Origin of the sequence: Treponema sp. (assembly GCF_017430385.1) — a bacterium.
Classification (GTDB): domain Bacteria; phylum Spirochaetota; class Spirochaetia; order Treponematales; family Treponemataceae; genus Treponema_D.
This window is the reverse complement of record NZ_JAFRNB010000130.1, coordinates 1-15,429: the sequence shown is the minus strand read 5'-3', so window position 1 is coordinate 15,429 and position 15,429 is coordinate 1. Positions and strand designations below refer to the sequence as shown.

General features: G+C 43.4%; 13 protein-coding genes. 1 reads left to right on the top strand and 12 read right to left on the bottom strand.

The annotated features are described in order from the left end of the window. The first annotated feature begins 183 nt into the window (after nt 1-183). Nucleotides 184-771, top strand: a complete 588-nt coding sequence (gene yfcE / locus IJJ71_RS09385; protein ID WP_296846569.1) for a phosphodiesterase — start codon at nt 184-186, stop codon at nt 769-771. A gap of 114 nt (nt 772-885) precedes the next feature. Here the strand turns inward: yfcE and IJJ71_RS09380 are convergent, their stop codons facing one another. From IJJ71_RS09380 to IJJ71_RS09325, 12 genes are all read right to left on the bottom strand, one after another. After that, nucleotides 886-1,911, bottom strand: a complete 1,026-nt coding sequence (locus tag IJJ71_RS09380; RefSeq protein WP_296846568.1) for a GGDEF domain-containing protein — start codon at nt 1,909-1,911, stop codon at nt 886-888. A 92-nt stretch (nt 1,912-2,003) separates the two neighbouring features. Beyond that, nucleotides 2,004-2,705 (bottom strand): GTP pyrophosphokinase, encoded by a 702-nt coding sequence (locus tag IJJ71_RS09375; protein WP_296846567.1) that lies wholly within the window; start codon nt 2,703-2,705, stop codon nt 2,004-2,006. A 178-nt stretch (nt 2,706-2,883) separates the two neighbouring features. Beyond that, the gene (cimA, locus tag IJJ71_RS09370) at nt 2,884-4,479 is read right to left on the bottom strand and encodes a citramalate synthase (RefSeq protein ID WP_296846566.1); all 1,596 of its coding nucleotides are present in this window, start codon (nt 4,477-4,479) and stop codon (nt 2,884-2,886) included. Between the two features lie 95 nt (nt 4,480-4,574). Then, a complete protein-coding gene (gene queD, locus IJJ71_RS09365; RefSeq protein ID WP_296846565.1) occupies nt 4,575-4,961 on the bottom strand; it encodes a 6-carboxytetrahydropterin synthase QueD in 387 nt (128 codons plus the stop codon). 307 nt (nt 4,962-5,268) lie between these two features. After that, nucleotides 5,269-5,703: a response regulator gene (locus tag IJJ71_RS09360; protein ID WP_184659144.1), complete on the bottom strand. Its 435-nt coding sequence runs from the start codon at nt 5,701-5,703 to the stop codon at nt 5,269-5,271. A gap of 14 nt (nt 5,704-5,717) precedes the next feature. Then, nucleotides 5,718-6,203 (bottom strand): chemotaxis protein CheX, encoded by a 486-nt coding sequence (locus IJJ71_RS09355; RefSeq protein WP_184659142.1) that lies wholly within the window; start codon nt 6,201-6,203, stop codon nt 5,718-5,720. A 27-nt stretch (nt 6,204-6,230) separates the two neighbouring features. Then, nucleotides 6,231-7,634 (bottom strand): CheR family methyltransferase, encoded by a 1,404-nt coding sequence (locus IJJ71_RS09350; protein WP_296846564.1) that lies wholly within the window; start codon nt 7,632-7,634, stop codon nt 6,231-6,233. 11 nt (nt 7,635-7,645) lie between these two features. Then, complete coding sequence (locus tag IJJ71_RS09345; RefSeq protein ID WP_296846563.1) at nt 7,646-10,045, bottom strand: chemotaxis protein CheA; 2,400 nt, start codon at nt 10,043-10,045, stop codon at nt 7,646-7,648. Between the two features lie 139 nt (nt 10,046-10,184). Further along, nucleotides 10,185-10,814, bottom strand: coding sequence for a phosphoribosylglycinamide formyltransferase (purN, locus tag IJJ71_RS09340; RefSeq protein ID WP_296846562.1), 630 nt, complete (start codon nt 10,812-10,814; stop codon nt 10,185-10,187). Then, nucleotides 10,811-13,117: an adenylate/guanylate cyclase domain-containing protein gene (locus IJJ71_RS09335; RefSeq protein ID WP_296846561.1), complete on the bottom strand. Its 2,307-nt coding sequence runs from the start codon at nt 13,115-13,117 to the stop codon at nt 10,811-10,813. Before IJJ71_RS09335 ends, purN begins: the two co-directional genes overlap by 4 nt. A gap of 60 nt (nt 13,118-13,177) precedes the next feature. After that, nucleotides 13,178-14,269 (bottom strand): phosphoribosylformylglycinamidine cyclo-ligase, encoded by a 1,092-nt coding sequence (purM, locus tag IJJ71_RS09330; RefSeq protein WP_296846560.1) that lies wholly within the window; start codon nt 14,267-14,269, stop codon nt 13,178-13,180. A gap of 129 nt (nt 14,270-14,398) precedes the next feature. Then, a complete protein-coding gene (locus IJJ71_RS09325) occupies nt 14,399-15,262 on the bottom strand; it encodes an Rpn family recombination-promoting nuclease/putative transposase (protein WP_296846559.1) in 864 nt (287 codons plus the stop codon). Nucleotides 15,263-15,429: the final 167 nt, after the last annotated feature.

The following is a 15,429-nucleotide window of genomic DNA, read 5'->3' as shown; positions in this document are numbered from 1 at the left end:
TTAAAGTAACATGATTTAAGCCCATACTTATGGTTCTCCTTTGTTAATTTTGGTTTTTGTGGTGAAAAACATATTAACAAATTTCCATTTGTATGGGTGTTTTTATTTTTACTATTTCAAGTTCATTTTACAATCTTCCGAATAAATTTTATTTTTCTAAAAAAAGTAGTACAATGCGATAATATGACCTTCCTAATCCTATCCGACATCCACGGAAGCGCAGCCTGTCTCGAAACAGCCCTCGCTTCCTTTGAAAGCAAAGTTGACGCAATTATTCTCCTGGGCGACTATCTCAACCATGGCCCACGGAACCCGCTTCCTGAAGGCTGGGACACAAAACGCACCGCGGAACTTTTGAATGCCCGCAAAGAAAAGCTTATCTGTGTGCGCGGTAACTGCGACTCAGAAGTTGACGAAATGATGCTCAAATTCCCGTGCCTTAACGCTTACAGCACAATCGCACTCCCCACACAAGGCGGAATCCGCCGAATCTTTTTGCACCACGGCCATCTTTACGACCGCGCAAAACTTTCAAGCTGGCTTCCAAAAGGTACAATCGTTCTGAGCGGTCACACGCATGTCACCGTAATGGAAGAAGAAAACGGCCTTTTCTATTTTAATCCAGGCTCAATTTCTCTCCCGAAATGTGAAGACGGCAAAACCTGCGGAATCTTGGAAGTAGAAAGCGGAAAACTGAAAACGGAAAGCTGTAAGATAAAAATCGGACTGTATTCTATAGAAGGAAAGTTGATTCGCGAGTGCGAAGTTTGATTACATCACAGAAATTGGGGCGTTGCGGGGCCGAGAGCAAATAGATTTTGCCCCGCAGAAGGGGGTGTGGTGAAGACCGCTTGCGAGCTGAACCCAGGGGGAAGGCTTTCCCCCTCATGCCCTTACGATTCGATTCTTTCCGCTGCGTTTGCCGGTGTAGAGCCTGCTGTCGGCTATTCTGATTATAGACTCGTAATTGATTAAGTCTGTGCCAGTGCACATTCCGACAGTGAGTGTGATTTTTATTTTTTTGGAGTCAAAATCCACGACTTCATTCCTGACTTTTTCGCAAAGGCACGACAAATATTCGTACGCCTTTTCTGCGCCAGTTTGTGGCATGAAAAGAATGAATTCCTCGCCGCCCCACCTGACCGGAATATAACCTTTGTTAGCACAATCACCGATTATTCCACTGACCGTCTGCAAAACAGCATCCCCGGCCTGATGCCCGTAAGTGTCGTTGATTTTTTTGAAATCGTCTATGTCAAAAATTGCGATTGTATATTCGCTTTCATTTTCGGTTTTGTTGCGCTCCATGATATACTCAAAAAACCGGCGGTTAAAAAGGCCTGTCAATAAATCATGATTGCTGGTATACGCAAGTTTCTCGCTGGTAGTGTTTAGCTCGTAGAAATAAAGATTTGAAATGTAAAACAAAGTAAAAAGCGTTATGCACAGATTCAAGAAGCAAATTTTATTTTTATAAACTTCCATGAGGGGCAAATATTCAGGAAAAAGACAGATTCGATTTATGTAAATCAAAAGAATCGCTATCGCAAACAGACTTCCGATTGCCTGATAAATATGCTTGAGCCTTGTCTTAGGTGGAAGAAGATAAAAAATCACGGAAATCATTCCAACCACAAAGAAAATATAAAAAAATCCGCCGCCAGAAAATATTTCGCTTAACAATGAAAAAGTAATTATCTCAAAGTAGGTAAAACCGATATAAAAATCCTGATTCCGCTTAAAAAGCAGGAGCACCATTATATAGAAAACCGTGCTGAAAATATTTAAGATTAAGAGCGGGAAAATTCCAAGCACGCCAAAAACAACGGCGTAAACGGCATGGACAGAAAGACACATCAGCAAAAAAAGCAGGGTTTTCTTTTTAGAAAGAAAATCCATAAAATTTTCCATAATAAACTCTCCAGAAAAGCGAAATAAATACTTAAAATACATTTAATTTTATATCACCTTTCTGGAATCGTCAAATTTTCTGCCGTTTTCTGTCAATCCATATTCTGAAGCTCAATCGCGATTTCTTCCATCTCGCGGTCAGTCATGGCGATTGTCTCCGCCACACGGAAAAGCTCCCGCCTAATGCTCTCAGGAACATTCGTAGTGGTTTTGTAGTGCAGTTCATGCTCCAGGCAAGCCCAGAAATCCATGGCAATCGTGCGCAACTGAATCTCAACCTTAACATTATGCGTAGCCTGTGAAAGATAAACCGGAACCTCAATCACGAGATGCAAACTTCGGTAGCCTGATTCTTTAGGATTTTTGATGTAGTCCTTTTCTTCAAGAAGAGTGATGTCCGGCTGCTTCAAAAGCATGTCTCGAACGGAATAAATATCGGAAATATACGGACAGATTACGCGGACACCAGCAATATCGTGGAGATTCTCGACCATCGAGTCAAAAGTGACTGGCAAATGCCGTTTTTCGAGCTTACCGGCAATGCTCTGCGGTGACTTTACGCGCGATTTTACGGTCTCAATAGGATTACGCCGCCCAGAAACCTTATTTTCTTTGTTAAGAATGTCTAATTTTGTCTCAATCTGCTTGATTGCGCTCTCGTAAACCATCATAATCTGCTGGAATTCGAACGCCATCTTATAAAAATTATCGGGATTGTTGATTAACTCCCGGTTTATAACCTTCGGCAAATCTCCATCAGGAACTGCCTCAGATGCAAGTTCATCGATATTCAAAATAAAGCCTCATTTTCTAGCAAGCCCTTGTTGCGGACAAAGCAAAAAATCTTTTCACTATATAAACAAAATATAATGAAAAAAGTTTCAAACGGCAATAAAAAACAGGACTCAGAAAGAAAGTCTCGAAGTCCTGTTAAAATCTGCTAACTGCTAACTGTTAATTGCTAAGTTCGAATTACATCAATTTTCCGAATTTTCGTTCCAAATCCTTAATCAATTTGTACTCAAATGAATCCACGAGCGCGATATAAGAAGCCTCGATCACGTCGCTTGAAACGCCCATCGTAGCCCAATGTTCATCGCCGTCGCTGGACTCAATCAAAACACGAACCCGGCTGGCCGTAGCTCCCTTTCCGTCAAGGACACGAACTTTATAATCAGTAAGATGAATCTGAGCCACATTCGGATAGAACTGCTCCAAAGCCTTTCGCATCGCAACATCGAGCGCGTTTACAGGACCGTCACCGTCACCCGCAGTCACGACAACTTTTCCATCAACATCAATTTTGAACTGAGCGAACGCACTCTGATCATCGGCAAAGCGCGGGAACTCACCGCTCGTCTTGTAATAATGAAGATTATAGAACGGCTGGTACTTTCCGATAGCCTTGCGAACCAAAATCTCAAAACTGGCATCCGCACCCTCAAACTGATAGCCCTGATGCTCCAGTTCTTTAACGCGATTGACAATATCTGCGACAATAGGACTTGATTTTGTGAGGGTTTTGTCGAATTTCTGAACCTTCTCGACAATCATGCTCTTGCCCGCAACTTCGCTCATCAAGAACACGCGCTCATTTCCAACGCATTCTGGAGTAACATGCTCGTAAGCGAACGGATTTTTAATAACGGCATCGATGTGCATTCCGGCCTTGTGAGCAAACGCGCTGCCACCAACATAAGGCATTCCGGCATCAAGCGCAATATTCGTAATCTCAGCAACCCGCTTACAAATCGGAGTGAGATTCTGCATATTCTCGGCAGGAATACAAGAGCAATCCATTTTAAGCTGAAGATCAGCTATAATAGAAGAAAGATTTGCGTTTCCAGTGCGCTCGCCAAATCCGAGCAAAACGCCCTGAACATGAGTCGCCCCAGCTTCAACCGCAAGAAGCGAATTTGCGACCGCACAGCCAGAATCGTTATGCGTGTGTATACCTATCGAAGCGATTTTTCCAAAACGCCCGAAGACATCTTTCGTCATCTCAAAGCACTGGAGTGGCAACATTCCGCCCTTAGTCTCGCACAAGCACAAAGTTTTTGCACCGCCCTCAACCGCCGCTTCCAGACATTTCATCGCATATTCGGCATTCTCGTTGTAGCCAGTGAAAAAATGCTCGGCATCAAAAATAACTTCCTTATTATTTGCGACCAAAAACTCGACCGTCTCCCGAATCATCTCAAGATTTTCTTCGAGAGTGGCATGAATGATGTCCGTAACCTGAAAATCCCAAGTCTTACCGAAAATACAGACAACCTCGGTATCAGCCGCAAGCAAACTCTGCAAATTGGCATCCTCGGCACACTTAATTCCTTTGCGACGAGTTGAGCCAAAAGCGACAATCTTAGAGTGCTCAAGCTTAAGTTTTTTAGCCTCTGCAAAAAATTCCATGTCCTTCGGATTCGACCCAGGATTTCCCGCCTCAATATAGCTCACCCCAAGCTCGTCCAAAGCCTTAACGATATTAATTTTATCCTGCACCGAGTAAGAGATGCCCTCGCCCTGAGAACCATCCCGCAAAGTAGAATCAAGAATCGAAATCTGTTTCATAAAAATCTCCATGGGGCTACCCTTCGGGTCGGGTGTTCCGCCCTTCGCTAACGCTCATAGCCTTCGGCTACTTCGGGGCTACATACCCTAGCCTTTTAATCAGGCATGAACCTTGCCCTGTTATTATCCGTCTCAAAAACATCAATTGCGTATAGATACGCCGCTTCGCCATCTGTTTTTTTTAAGCTAGGAATCAATTTAATAATTCCATTATAAATGTACATTGCTATTCGCTCCGCACTTGGATTCTGCTCAAAAAAAGCGATGTCGTTCAAATTTGTGTGATCTAGCTTTTCACAAACAGCCTTTAATGCCTCTTTCAACTCCGTAAAATCAAGGAGCATTCCGCCCTCGTCAAGATTCTTTCCCTGAACATGGGCATAAACTTTGTAATTGTGGCCGTGCAAATTTTCGCATTTTCCGTGATAATCACGCAAAAAATGAGCCGCCGCAAAATCAGCCTTAACACGAACTTGAAACATGTAATAGATTATATCAGAATAAGAAAAAAAATACTATAAATAGATGCAATTAATAGCGGATTAAATGCGGCAAGTATTTGTGCATCACGAAACAACAATCCACAAATATCTCTTAATATTTTGAGCAAAAAAACACGTAGCGAATAAAACATCTATGTTTGTTTTAATGCTACGCGCTGAGAGAAAAATGTAAAAACAAAATACGAGCGGTCAAGGCACGCTTAGGTCACAGCCTTGCCCCATTCGCTTTTAGGATTTTTATCAAATCCTAAACCACCACAGAATATTTGTATTCTGTGGTTACTGACTATTTGAGAGCAGCAGAGATTCGCTCAAGAACCTTTTTGCGGTCAAGAGGTTTTACGATATAGTTCTTTGCACCAAGAAGAAGTGACTTTTTAACCAATTCCTCTTTACCAAGAGCTGAAACCATGACAACGCGGGCATTTTTGTCGAATGCAACAATCTGCTCAAGAGCCGTGATACCGTCCATGCGAGGCATAGTAATATCCATTGTTACCAAATCGATATTCGGGCACAACTCTTTATATTTATCAACGCCGTCCTTACCATCAACAGCTGTAGCTACGACCTCATAACCTTCACTTGTGAGAATCTGCCCAAGCTGTTTTGCAACGAACATTGAGTCGTCTACAACGAGCACTCGGATTTTTGAGCCGTCAGCATTCATGCCCTCTGGCGGACGCTCGTTAATTGAAGGAAAATCCTGTTTTGTTTTCATTTTAGCACTCCTTATTATACGCGTTCGCGAATTGCGACATTAACTTCAATTTTACCACATTCAGTAATAAGAGGAACGATAAGAGCCTCTACACTGTTTGTATTGCCACCACCAAGAGCAGCGATTTCCATCTTTTCACCCGCAAAAAGAGCAGGCGGAGTAAGGTCAAATTTAAAACCAAGCTCATGCAACTTTGTTACGGCCTGAGCAGTGATGAGGTTTGCAAGCTCACTGATTGTAGCCTTTGCAAGCTCATCGAATTTTGTAAGAGTCTCACCGTTCATTGCCGAAGCAATATTCAGTGCTGTCTCAAAAGTCATATCGAAAAGAACACGACCTTCAACATCACCAGCGAGACCTACGAGGGCAGCAACACCCATTACAGGCATCGCAGTCGATTTGAGATACAAATCACCACGAGTAACGGTTGCGCCACCAAGGACTTCTTTCAAGATTTGATATGAAGTTTCAACAAATGGGTTAATGTACTCTACTCTCATGAGTTTTTACTCCTATATTATTTTTTGCTATTTCTTACCAAAAATAGTCACCGTTCCAACTTTCGTTGCCGACCACTTAGGATCCTCTTCAAGAGATTCATTCTGACCAAGCAAGACAACGCCGTTTCCTTTGAGTTTTTCATAGAACTCGTTGACAATAGTCTGCTGGCTGGCTGCCGGCAAGAATGACAGTACATCCCTTGCGAAGATTATATCACAAGATGGCAAATTATTGGTGTTAGCGCAATCATGATATTCAAACATAATGCCATCGCGGATTTCTGGAATAAAAGTGAAATCCCCGTTAGCTTTTTTTGTAATATACGGCGCGTACCAACCATTGGCAACATCCGCAGGAACTGCAAGTAATGGAGCGTTAGAAATACTGAGCAAGTCAACTTCATGAGCATAAATCTTAACTTTTGCCTCAGGATAACGCTTTCTGAGAATACAAGCCAAAGAATAAGTCTCGCAACCTTTTCCACAGCCTGGATTCCAAACGACAATCTGTTTAGCGGTATTGTCAGGCAAAGCCTTGTAGATAGAATCTGCATAAGCCTTATCCCACCAAGCTCCGCTGAACGGAGAATAGAATTTTTTAAGGAACAAGTCGGCATCCGTAGGATTCTGGAGCTGAGTTTTGCCCTTGCCTCGCTCACCTTCCCATTCCTTATATCGAACCTGCATCCATTTGTCGTTCAGCATAGATGCAGTGAATTTTCGCATTGAAGTCAAAGAATCAACTACAAATGAATAATCGACCTTCTCTTCCTTTTTAGGTGCCGGAGCAGCCTGTTTTTTTGCACCGCCCCCCTGCGAAGCAGAATTAGCTATCCTCGCAGACATTTCCTTCATTACGGCATCTTCGGAAGCCTTGTTATCAGTCTTTGAACCAAAGATTTTTTCAATGTCGAGAAGGACATACAAGCGGTTATTGACCTCGACAACACCCTGAATATATTTGATGTTGATGTCACCAAACAATGGGTGTGGCGGATTGATGCTTGATTTTTGGATTCCGACAACTTTGTCGATTTCATCAACAACGATACCAAAAGTAAGCTCACCGATTGAGACGATAAGCATATTTTCAAGAGCATCATACTCACGCTCAGGCATATCGATATTGAAGAACAATCGCAAATCAATAATCGGAATGATGTCACCACGAAGGTTGTAAACGCCAAGCACAAACGGCAATGCGTTAGGCACATAAGTGAACCGGCCGGCTTTTGCAATTTCCTTGACCTTCATGATATCAATAGCATAGTCCTTGCCAGCAAGAGAGAATGTGACCATTTTGTAGTCAACAACGACCAAATTGTCCTGTCGTGGAGTCTCTGCGGCATCAGGGCCTGCAATATTCTGAATATTACCCAAGCTCTCTTTTAAAACGGAGTTGATAGAAGGCTTTTCGGTTGTATTTTCCATGAATCTTCTCCTTAGTCCTCTATGCTGTTTTCCTGGCGAGCCTGCATTTCCTGACGAACACCAAGCTCAAGCAACTGAGTTACATCAATAATGAGCGAGACTGAACCATCACCCAAGATTGAGGCACCAGAGATTCCAGGTGACTGCGTAAACTGATCGCGCAAAGGCTTGATAACGACATCTTCCTCGCCGATAAGGTTGTCAACCATGACACCAATCTTTTTGTCCTGAGAGCCGACGATTACGACGAAGCAATATTCTCCGTCCTCGTTTGTACGGATATTGAACAAACGGCTCAAACGAAGCACAGAAATTACCTCGTTTCGGACATTCAAAACCTCGTGGTTGTCGATTGTGTTGATTTCAGATTTTTTAACCCGAACACTTTCGATAACCGATGCGATTGGGATTGAATAAACTTCGCGGCCAACACGCACGAGCAAGCCCTGAATGATAGCCAAAGTAAGCGGCAGACGGATAGAGAACTTAGAGCCTTTGCCATGCTCGCTTGTTACCTGAATCGTACCGTTGAGCTTTTCAATCATCGTTTTGACGACATCAAGACCTACGCCACGGCCAGAAACATTGGTGATTTTTTCGGCAGTTGAGAATCCCGGCAGGAAGATAAGCTGTGCTGCTTCCTGATCGGAAAGAACTTTGCTTGGGTGAATGAGGCCTTTATCGATAGCCTTCTTTTTGACCTTTTCTGCATTGATTCCGCCGCCATCATCAACGACATCGATTACAATGCTGTTGCCTTCGTTGGCAGCTTTGAGAAGAACAGTACCCGTCTCGTCTTTGCCGGCATTTTTGCGGACTTCTGGAGACTCAATACCGTGGTCAACTGAGTTTCGGACACAGTGCATGATTGGATCCATGAGGTCATCAACTACAGTTTTATCAAGCTCGGTGTCTTCACCTTCAAGAATCAAATTGACTTTTTTGCCCAAATCCTTCTGCAAGTCGCGTACAACACGAGGGAAGCGGTCGAAAACCTGACTGATAGGAACCATTCGGATTTTCATGATACCTTCCTGCAGCTCGCCTGTGATGCGACCGAGGTTCTGGGTAGAAGAATGGAATTTGGAATTCAAATCCTTGAAACGATTTTCGAAAGCATCGAAGAATGTTGCGATGTCGCCGAAATCGTTTGTAATATTTGCCTTGATGTCCTTAACAGCAACTCCATTCTGAATTTCTTCGAGATACTGAGGAAGCTGCTCGAACATGCGGCGAATCTTTTCTTTGTAAGAAGAATCGAGGTTCTGGAACTGAATGAGCATGTCCGCGAACTGCTGCTGGCTCTGGTTGAAAGAAGCCTTTGTGATGACAGTCTCAGAAACAAGGTTCATGAGGTTATCAACTCGCTTTGAGTCTACGCGGAGAATAGTGCTCTGCTGAGCATGGCCCGTTGCAGGAGCTGTTTTTGCAGCCGGTTTCGGAGCTTCTTTTTTTGGAGCCTCGGCGGCCGGAGTTGCAGCGGCAGGCTGTGGTGCGGGAGCCGCCGGAGCGGCAGGGGCAGGAGCCTCGGCAACAGGTGCTGGCTGAGGAGCAACAGGTGCAGGAGCGGCCGGAGCTTCCGAAGCACCAGAATCGCTTGTAACGGCATTGTCAAGATTTTGAGCATCAACACTCAGTGTTACATCATCAAGGAAAGCCGTATCTTCAAGCTGCTCACCAGTGTTATTTGAAGCTACGAAATAAATTACATCTTTATGGAATTCATCCTCGTAAAGAGCATCGAAATCAGGAATAGTTTTGAGGACTGTACCACAAGCTTTGAGAGCGGCAAATACCTGAATACCGCCTACAGAATTCATAGGGTTGCTTTCGTCGAATGTAACAGCAACTGACCAAAGCTGCTGACCTGGAGCACAGCCCTGCTTGAGTTCAACAAGCTCATATTCAGAAAGATTTACCGTAGGAGCACTTCCAGAAGCAGCCGGAGCTGGAGCAGCGGCAGCAGGTGCAGCCTGTGGAGCCGGAGCAGCAGCAGCTTTTGGAGCACCGCCACTACCAGCAATCATCGCCTTAATCTTTTCGGTGATTTCATCTACGCTCTCGCCATAAACAGAACCATTCTTGCGTTCTTCAAGCATGGCCTTAATTACGTCAAGAGCAGTCAAAAGAGTATCAACAATGTCTTCGGTTACTTTAATTTTATCAGAACGAACCTCATCGAGAAGATCTTCCATTGTATGCGCGAAATGCGCAATCTCACTGAATTCAACAGTTGCTGAATTTCCTTTGAGAGTATGTGCCGCACGGAAAATTTCATCGATAGCGTCATGATTGTTAGGGTCGTTCTCGATAGCAAGAATATTGCTCTCAAGGTTATCGACCATCATTTCTGACTCAGAGAAGTAGTCCTTTAACAATTCTTCATTAGTAGAATCAAGGTAATCACTCATATAATCTATTTTAACAGTAAGTTTTTCAAAGTCAAGTAAAAAAAGAAAGATTATTTTAATATTATTCACCTTGTCCCTTTTACGACTTCCAATGTTACATTATCGGCAAAAAACTATATTTTCGCAACAACTTTTAAAGTTATTTTTCAGAAATCATTCGGGCAAGCACGCAGACTCCCTCAACCATAGCCTCATGTTCCTCAGGGGCAATTCGGGCATAAAGAGTATCAGGCGTGTCTCCAGGAAGGACAGGAACTTTTTTCTGCACAAGAATTTTCCCTGTGTCGCAGCCAGAATCAACGAGATGAACCGTACAGCCGCTTTCTTTTTCGCCAGCCGCAAGGACAGCCTCATGGACATTATGCCCCCACATCCCCACCCCGCCGAATTTTGGAAGAAGAGCCGGATGAAGGTTTATGATTCTTCCAGAATACTCATCGATGATTTTGCCGCCCAGGACAGAAAGATAGCCGGCGAGGACAATCGCATCAATCTGATATTCCTTGCACAAATCAAGGATTGCATCGCTTATAGCAATTCTTTTTGTATCACGGTCAGAAGTCTTTGCTTTATCTGCACCGAGGACAGAGAACGGGCTTCGGATTTCAGCAGGAATTCCAGCATTTTTGGCACGCTCAAGCGCATAAGCATTTTTTGTATTTGACACGACGAGCGCGATTTTGTAAGGACAGTCAGGATTAGACTTCTCGTAATCAATAAGAGCCTGAAGGTTCGTTCCGCCTCCGCTTACTAAAACTGCAATTTTCATTCTTTTGTTTTACTCCCATTTAGATAATTTATAAAATATCGGGCTGACCTGTCGCCGGGACGCCCCTCACTAAGCTTAACGAACATCGCCAGAGATTTTTCATTCTCACCTTTTTCAAGCAATGCAACCGCCTGATTCCAGAAATTCGCGTAATTAAAAATCTTGTCATCATCAGAAGAAAATGAATCCAGAACCTCATAAACGCTTTCAGAAATATCCTCGCTGTCTGCGCCAAGTTTTCTGATAATGTACTCATCACGCACTGAATCACGGGCATCACCATTCAGCATGATTCCAGCCGCATCGTATTTTTTGGCAGAATCCTTGAGTGCAATGGCATTTTTCCACGAGCCGTCTGCAATCCGGAAAGATTTTTTTGACTCACTTCCCATGCAGGCAAGGAAAGATTCTCCGCCCCAAACTCCGACATCAGCAATGATTTTAACGCCGTTGTTACTAAGAATAAAGAATGCCGTAAACAAATCATCATTCATTCCGTCGGGCTTCGGTGAATTTGGAAGAATTTTTATGTCCTCGTTTATGGATTTTATTTGTTTTTTAATTGCAAGAGCAGCCTCAAGTGCAAGCAGGCCGTGATTTTCACAATGCTCAGGAGCACCGAACACGGCAATCACTTCATCATCACGATAAGACTCGACAATTCCGTTTGATTTCAAGACACATTCTGCCGCAGCATCAAAATAATGATTCAAAAACGCAACGAACTGATTCCCGCTGAGAATTGCCCGGAGAACAGAAATATTCCTTATTGAAAGTGAAAGCAACGAAACGGAAGATTTTTCGCCATCAAGAACAAAATCAAAAGGATGCGACATTATTTTTTTTAGCACGCCGCCATGAATGACCTGAGAAAAGGACTGCGAAACTTCAATCAATTTTTTCTCATTTTCCCTGAAATGACTAAAATTCAAAACAAGTGAAAGAATCAGAAGGGAAGCTAAAGGAATGCAGAATCCAGCGAAAATTCTAAAATAAACCGCCAGGAAAACAAGGACAGATGCAAAAAGAAGAATCCAGAAAACCGAAAGACCGACCAAGACCGGGGTTTTACGGATTTTTAATGCAAGAAAGGCAAATGAAAGACAGGCAAAAAGCGCAATCAGAATCTGAAAAACAAAAGGAAGTGCACGGATAAAATCGCCCGAAAAAATCATGTTTGCAAGGACATAAGAAAGAAGCGGAGCAGGAAATTTTGAATCGAACGGCGACGGAACAAAATCTGCGGCGGACTCCGAAACAAGCGCAAAAACGCAGAAAGAGCCTGAAAGTGGCTCAGAAAGCTTGGTGCGAAGAGTCTCGACCTCAGAAAAAATAACCCGGCAAGTCGAAAAAGAATTTTTTATAGTCGCGCGCTCATTCTCATCAGTCGTCGAATCAGAAAGAGCCTTTTCCTGTTTTCCGCCAAGAAAAGCCCGCATCAGCATATAAAACTTTTTTTTGAGGGAAAAATACTGATTCTTGTCACCCGATTTTTTTGCAAGCAAAGCCGAATTATAAACATCAAGCGGATTTTCGGAATTCAAATCGCAGAACAAGCCCCGCGAGGACATGACATTAAGATATTTGTGAAGATTTTCTTCCAGCATACCAAGCTCCGCAAAAGAAGAAAATGGAACGGAGCAAAATGATTTCCAAGAATCCGCAGGATATTTCAGAAGAACCGAACCGTCTGGAGCACGCGGAATTTTTACAGGGCTGGCGATTTTTGAATCAGCAAAACCTGCAAGTTCAATCTCAGAATCAGAAATTTCAATTTTTTTAACGCCAAGAAAATCGAGGATTGCAGAAAATCCTGGCTCAGCAAAATATTTTCCATCCTTTAAATAAACAAGATGCCGAGAAAAACATTTTTCCGAAGCAAGAATTTGAGATGGAAGCTGTGGAGTTTTATGGTCAATTTTTGTGCCATTTTTTGAAGGGAAGACAAGCTTGATGCTGAACAAAGATTTTTCTTTTGGAAGATTTGCAGAAGATTTTACGACAAGCGAATCAATGTCCTCAGCCGGAATTTTTGAGCCGAAATCATATCCGAAACCGGCTGCCCCAAGCTCCTGCGCGACCAAAACGGCCTCGGAAAGCTCTTCTTTGGAAGGAACGGAAAAGCCTGTTTTTTCAAAATCAGAATCCGAAAATGAAGCAAGCACCAGAGGAACTTTAGGTTCCCGCCTGTCCATGAAGTTCTGCAAGGCAAAGTAAATCTTTTTGTCACAGGAAGATAACAGGAACAACATGGAAATTCCGACAGCAAAAACTGATGCAAGAATATAAAAAACTTTTTTCATGATTATTTAAATATCCGGAAAAAAAGACGGCCGTTTAAGACCGTCTTTGTGAGATTCTAATTAAATCAGTTTTGTAGCTTCGTGGCTGCCTTTGAGGTCTTCGCCGAGGTCTTTTGTAGCGGCCTCAACATGACCGATTTTGTAGGCTTTGAGCGGAACGGCACCGGCCTTTGTGTAAGGCTCTGTCTCGAAGCTTGCGGCCTTTTCGTTGAAGCGGGCAATGATTGCGTCTGCATCGCTTGCCTTTACAGCGAGGATGAAACCGATACCCATGTTGAATGTGCCCCAAACGCCTTCTGAATCAGCACCACGGCGGATAAGCTCGTCAAAAATTGCCGGCTTTGGCCATGAATCCTTTTTGATTACAGAAACGAGATTCTTTCCTTTTGCGTACATGCGAGGAACATTCTCGTAGAATCCGCCGCCAGTGATATGAACCATGCCGTGAACGCTCTCGCCAAATACAGAAAGAACGTCCATTACAGGGCGCACGTAAATGCGGGTTGGTGTAAGAAGAACTTCACCGATTGTTTTGCCAGCGAAAGGTGTGTCAAAATCAGAAACAAGCTTGCGAACCAGAGAATAGCCGTTTGAGTGGCAGCCAGTAGAAGAAAGACCGATAAGAACGTCACCGGCTTCGATTTTGGTGCCTGTAATCATTTTTTCTTTGTCGCCTACTCCCACGCCGAAACCTGCGAGGTCATATTTGCCTTCGTCGTAGAAACCAGGCATTTCAGCAGTCTCACCGCCAAGAAGAGCACAGCCAGTGTCAACACAACCGTCTGCGATGCCTTTTACGAGCTGACCTGCAACTTTTGCGTCCAATTTGCCGCAAGCAACATAATCAAGGAAGAAAGATGTCTGAACACCAGAGCAGAGGATGTCGTTTACGCTCATGGCAACACAGTCAATGCCAACAGTGTCATATTTTTTAAGCTGGAAAGCGATTTCGAGTTTGGTGCCGACACCGTCAGTTCCAGAAACCATTACAGGATTTTGGATTCCTTTTGGGATTTCAAACATGCCGTTGAAACTTCCCAAATCAGTGAGAAGACCCGGAATGCGGGTGCGTTTAGCATGAACTTTGTATTCGTTGACGGCATTGTAGCCTTCCTCAACATCAACGCCTGAATCTTTGTAATTGACAGCCATTTTTTAACTCCAAAAGGAAAAATGTAATCGCCGGAACACTCCCGACAACTTTCTAAGGATTATTAAATTATAGTGATTTTAAGGATTATGAGCAATGAGATATGATAATCCGGAACTGGAAGAGGATTTTCAGCTTTCTACTTTCAACTCGTCTTTGAGTGCAATCACCCGTTCCAGCGGAAGGGAACAGCACTGAGCAATTTTCTCGACAGATAAGTCCGTTTCTTTCAGAAAGTTTCGGGCGTTTTCAATGGCCTTTGCCTGCGCTCCCTCTTCCCGGCCAACCATGCGTCCTTCTTCACGTCCTTCCTCACGGCCCTCTTCGCGTGCTTCTTCACGGATTTCATCTGTAATATCAAGCCAGTTATTGTAATAGAGTTGTTCGCGCGGTGTCACTTTCAGCTCCTCGACAAGCTTATCCAGCCGCGAAGTATAGGCTGTGGTCGATTTTTTCGTCGCGACATATTTCAGGAATGCTCTTGTCTCTTCATCTTCCATTTTATCACATGCAGCACAGTTGTAAAACACTTTTATCATCTTGTCATCGTATTTTGTTTCGGGTTTTTCCATGCAGACGTTCTTGATGGTGTAAACCGGCCTGTCCTCGCCGAACGGGTCTTTGAGGCATATAAAGATTACGACATTCTGCTTCAGGTTCTTGTATTTCGTCCTCCTTTGTGTTGCCTCGATGTCCATCAGGCTCTGATAGTACCTTGCCCGAAGCGGCAGGGATGTCTCGTTGGTGGTTTGCATCTCAATGTCATACTCATGCTCAGGATCGCTGGTCCGCACGTCAAGGCGGATTGATTTTGCCTCGTAGCTTGCGGCAAGGGTGGACTCCGCTTCAGGAATGGTTATTTCCGTAATCTTGATTTTGAGCAGGATTTCAAGAAGATGCTTGCATTCATCAAGGTTTCTCATTACACGAGTGAACATGTAATTGTCCGCAAAGGTAAGTTCTTCCCAGCTTTTAGTCTTTCTTTTGGTTGCCATAAATACGCCTCGTAAAAATAAATTTCCCATAAATTGCAATAACAACTTGAAACAACAAATTTGTTAAGCTGTTTTTCTATAAATTTTATCTAACTCAGCTTCAAATAGTTGAGCTGGAGTTTTATAACCCAATATTTTTCTAGGAAGATTGTTCATCCAGTCTTCCA

What these genes read in the sequence shown, in the direction of transcription:
- IJJ71_RS09360 (WP_184659144.1), bottom strand. Translation starts at nt 5,703, where the DNA reads ATGAAAACAAAACAGGATTTTCCTTCAATTAACGAGCGTCCGCCAGAG.
- IJJ71_RS09380 (WP_296846568.1), bottom strand. Translation starts at nt 1,911, where the DNA reads ATGGAAAATTTTATGGATTTTCTTTCTAAAAAGAAAACCCTGCTTTTT.
- IJJ71_RS09325 (WP_296846559.1), bottom strand. Translation starts at nt 15,262, where the DNA reads ATGGCAACCAAAAGAAAGACTAAAAGCTGGGAAGAACTTACCTTTGCG.
- purN (WP_296846562.1), bottom strand. Translation starts at nt 10,814, where the DNA reads ATGAAAATTGCAGTTTTAGTAAGCGGAGGCGGAACGAACCTTCAGGCT.
- IJJ71_RS09345 (WP_296846563.1), bottom strand. Translation starts at nt 10,045, where the DNA reads ATGAGTGATTACCTTGATTCTACTAATGAAGAATTGTTAAAGGACTAC.
- cimA (WP_296846566.1), bottom strand. Translation starts at nt 4,479, where the DNA reads ATGAAACAGATTTCGATTCTTGATTCTACTTTGCGGGATGGTTCTCAG.
- IJJ71_RS09350 (WP_296846564.1), bottom strand. Translation starts at nt 7,634, where the DNA reads ATGGAAAATACAACCGAAAAGCCTTCTATCAACTCCGTTTTAAAAGAG.
- IJJ71_RS09335 (WP_296846561.1), bottom strand. Translation starts at nt 13,117, where the DNA reads ATGAAAAAAGTTTTTTATATTCTTGCATCAGTTTTTGCTGTCGGAATT.
- yfcE (WP_296846569.1), top strand. Translation starts at nt 184, where the DNA reads ATGACCTTCCTAATCCTATCCGACATCCACGGAAGCGCAGCCTGTCTC.
- queD (WP_296846565.1), bottom strand. Translation starts at nt 4,961, where the DNA reads ATGTTTCAAGTTCGTGTTAAGGCTGATTTTGCGGCGGCTCATTTTTTG.
- purM (WP_296846560.1), bottom strand. Translation starts at nt 14,269, where the DNA reads ATGGCTGTCAATTACAAAGATTCAGGCGTTGATGTTGAGGAAGGCTAC.
- IJJ71_RS09355 (WP_184659142.1), bottom strand. Translation starts at nt 6,203, where the DNA reads ATGAGAGTAGAGTACATTAACCCATTTGTTGAAACTTCATATCAAATC.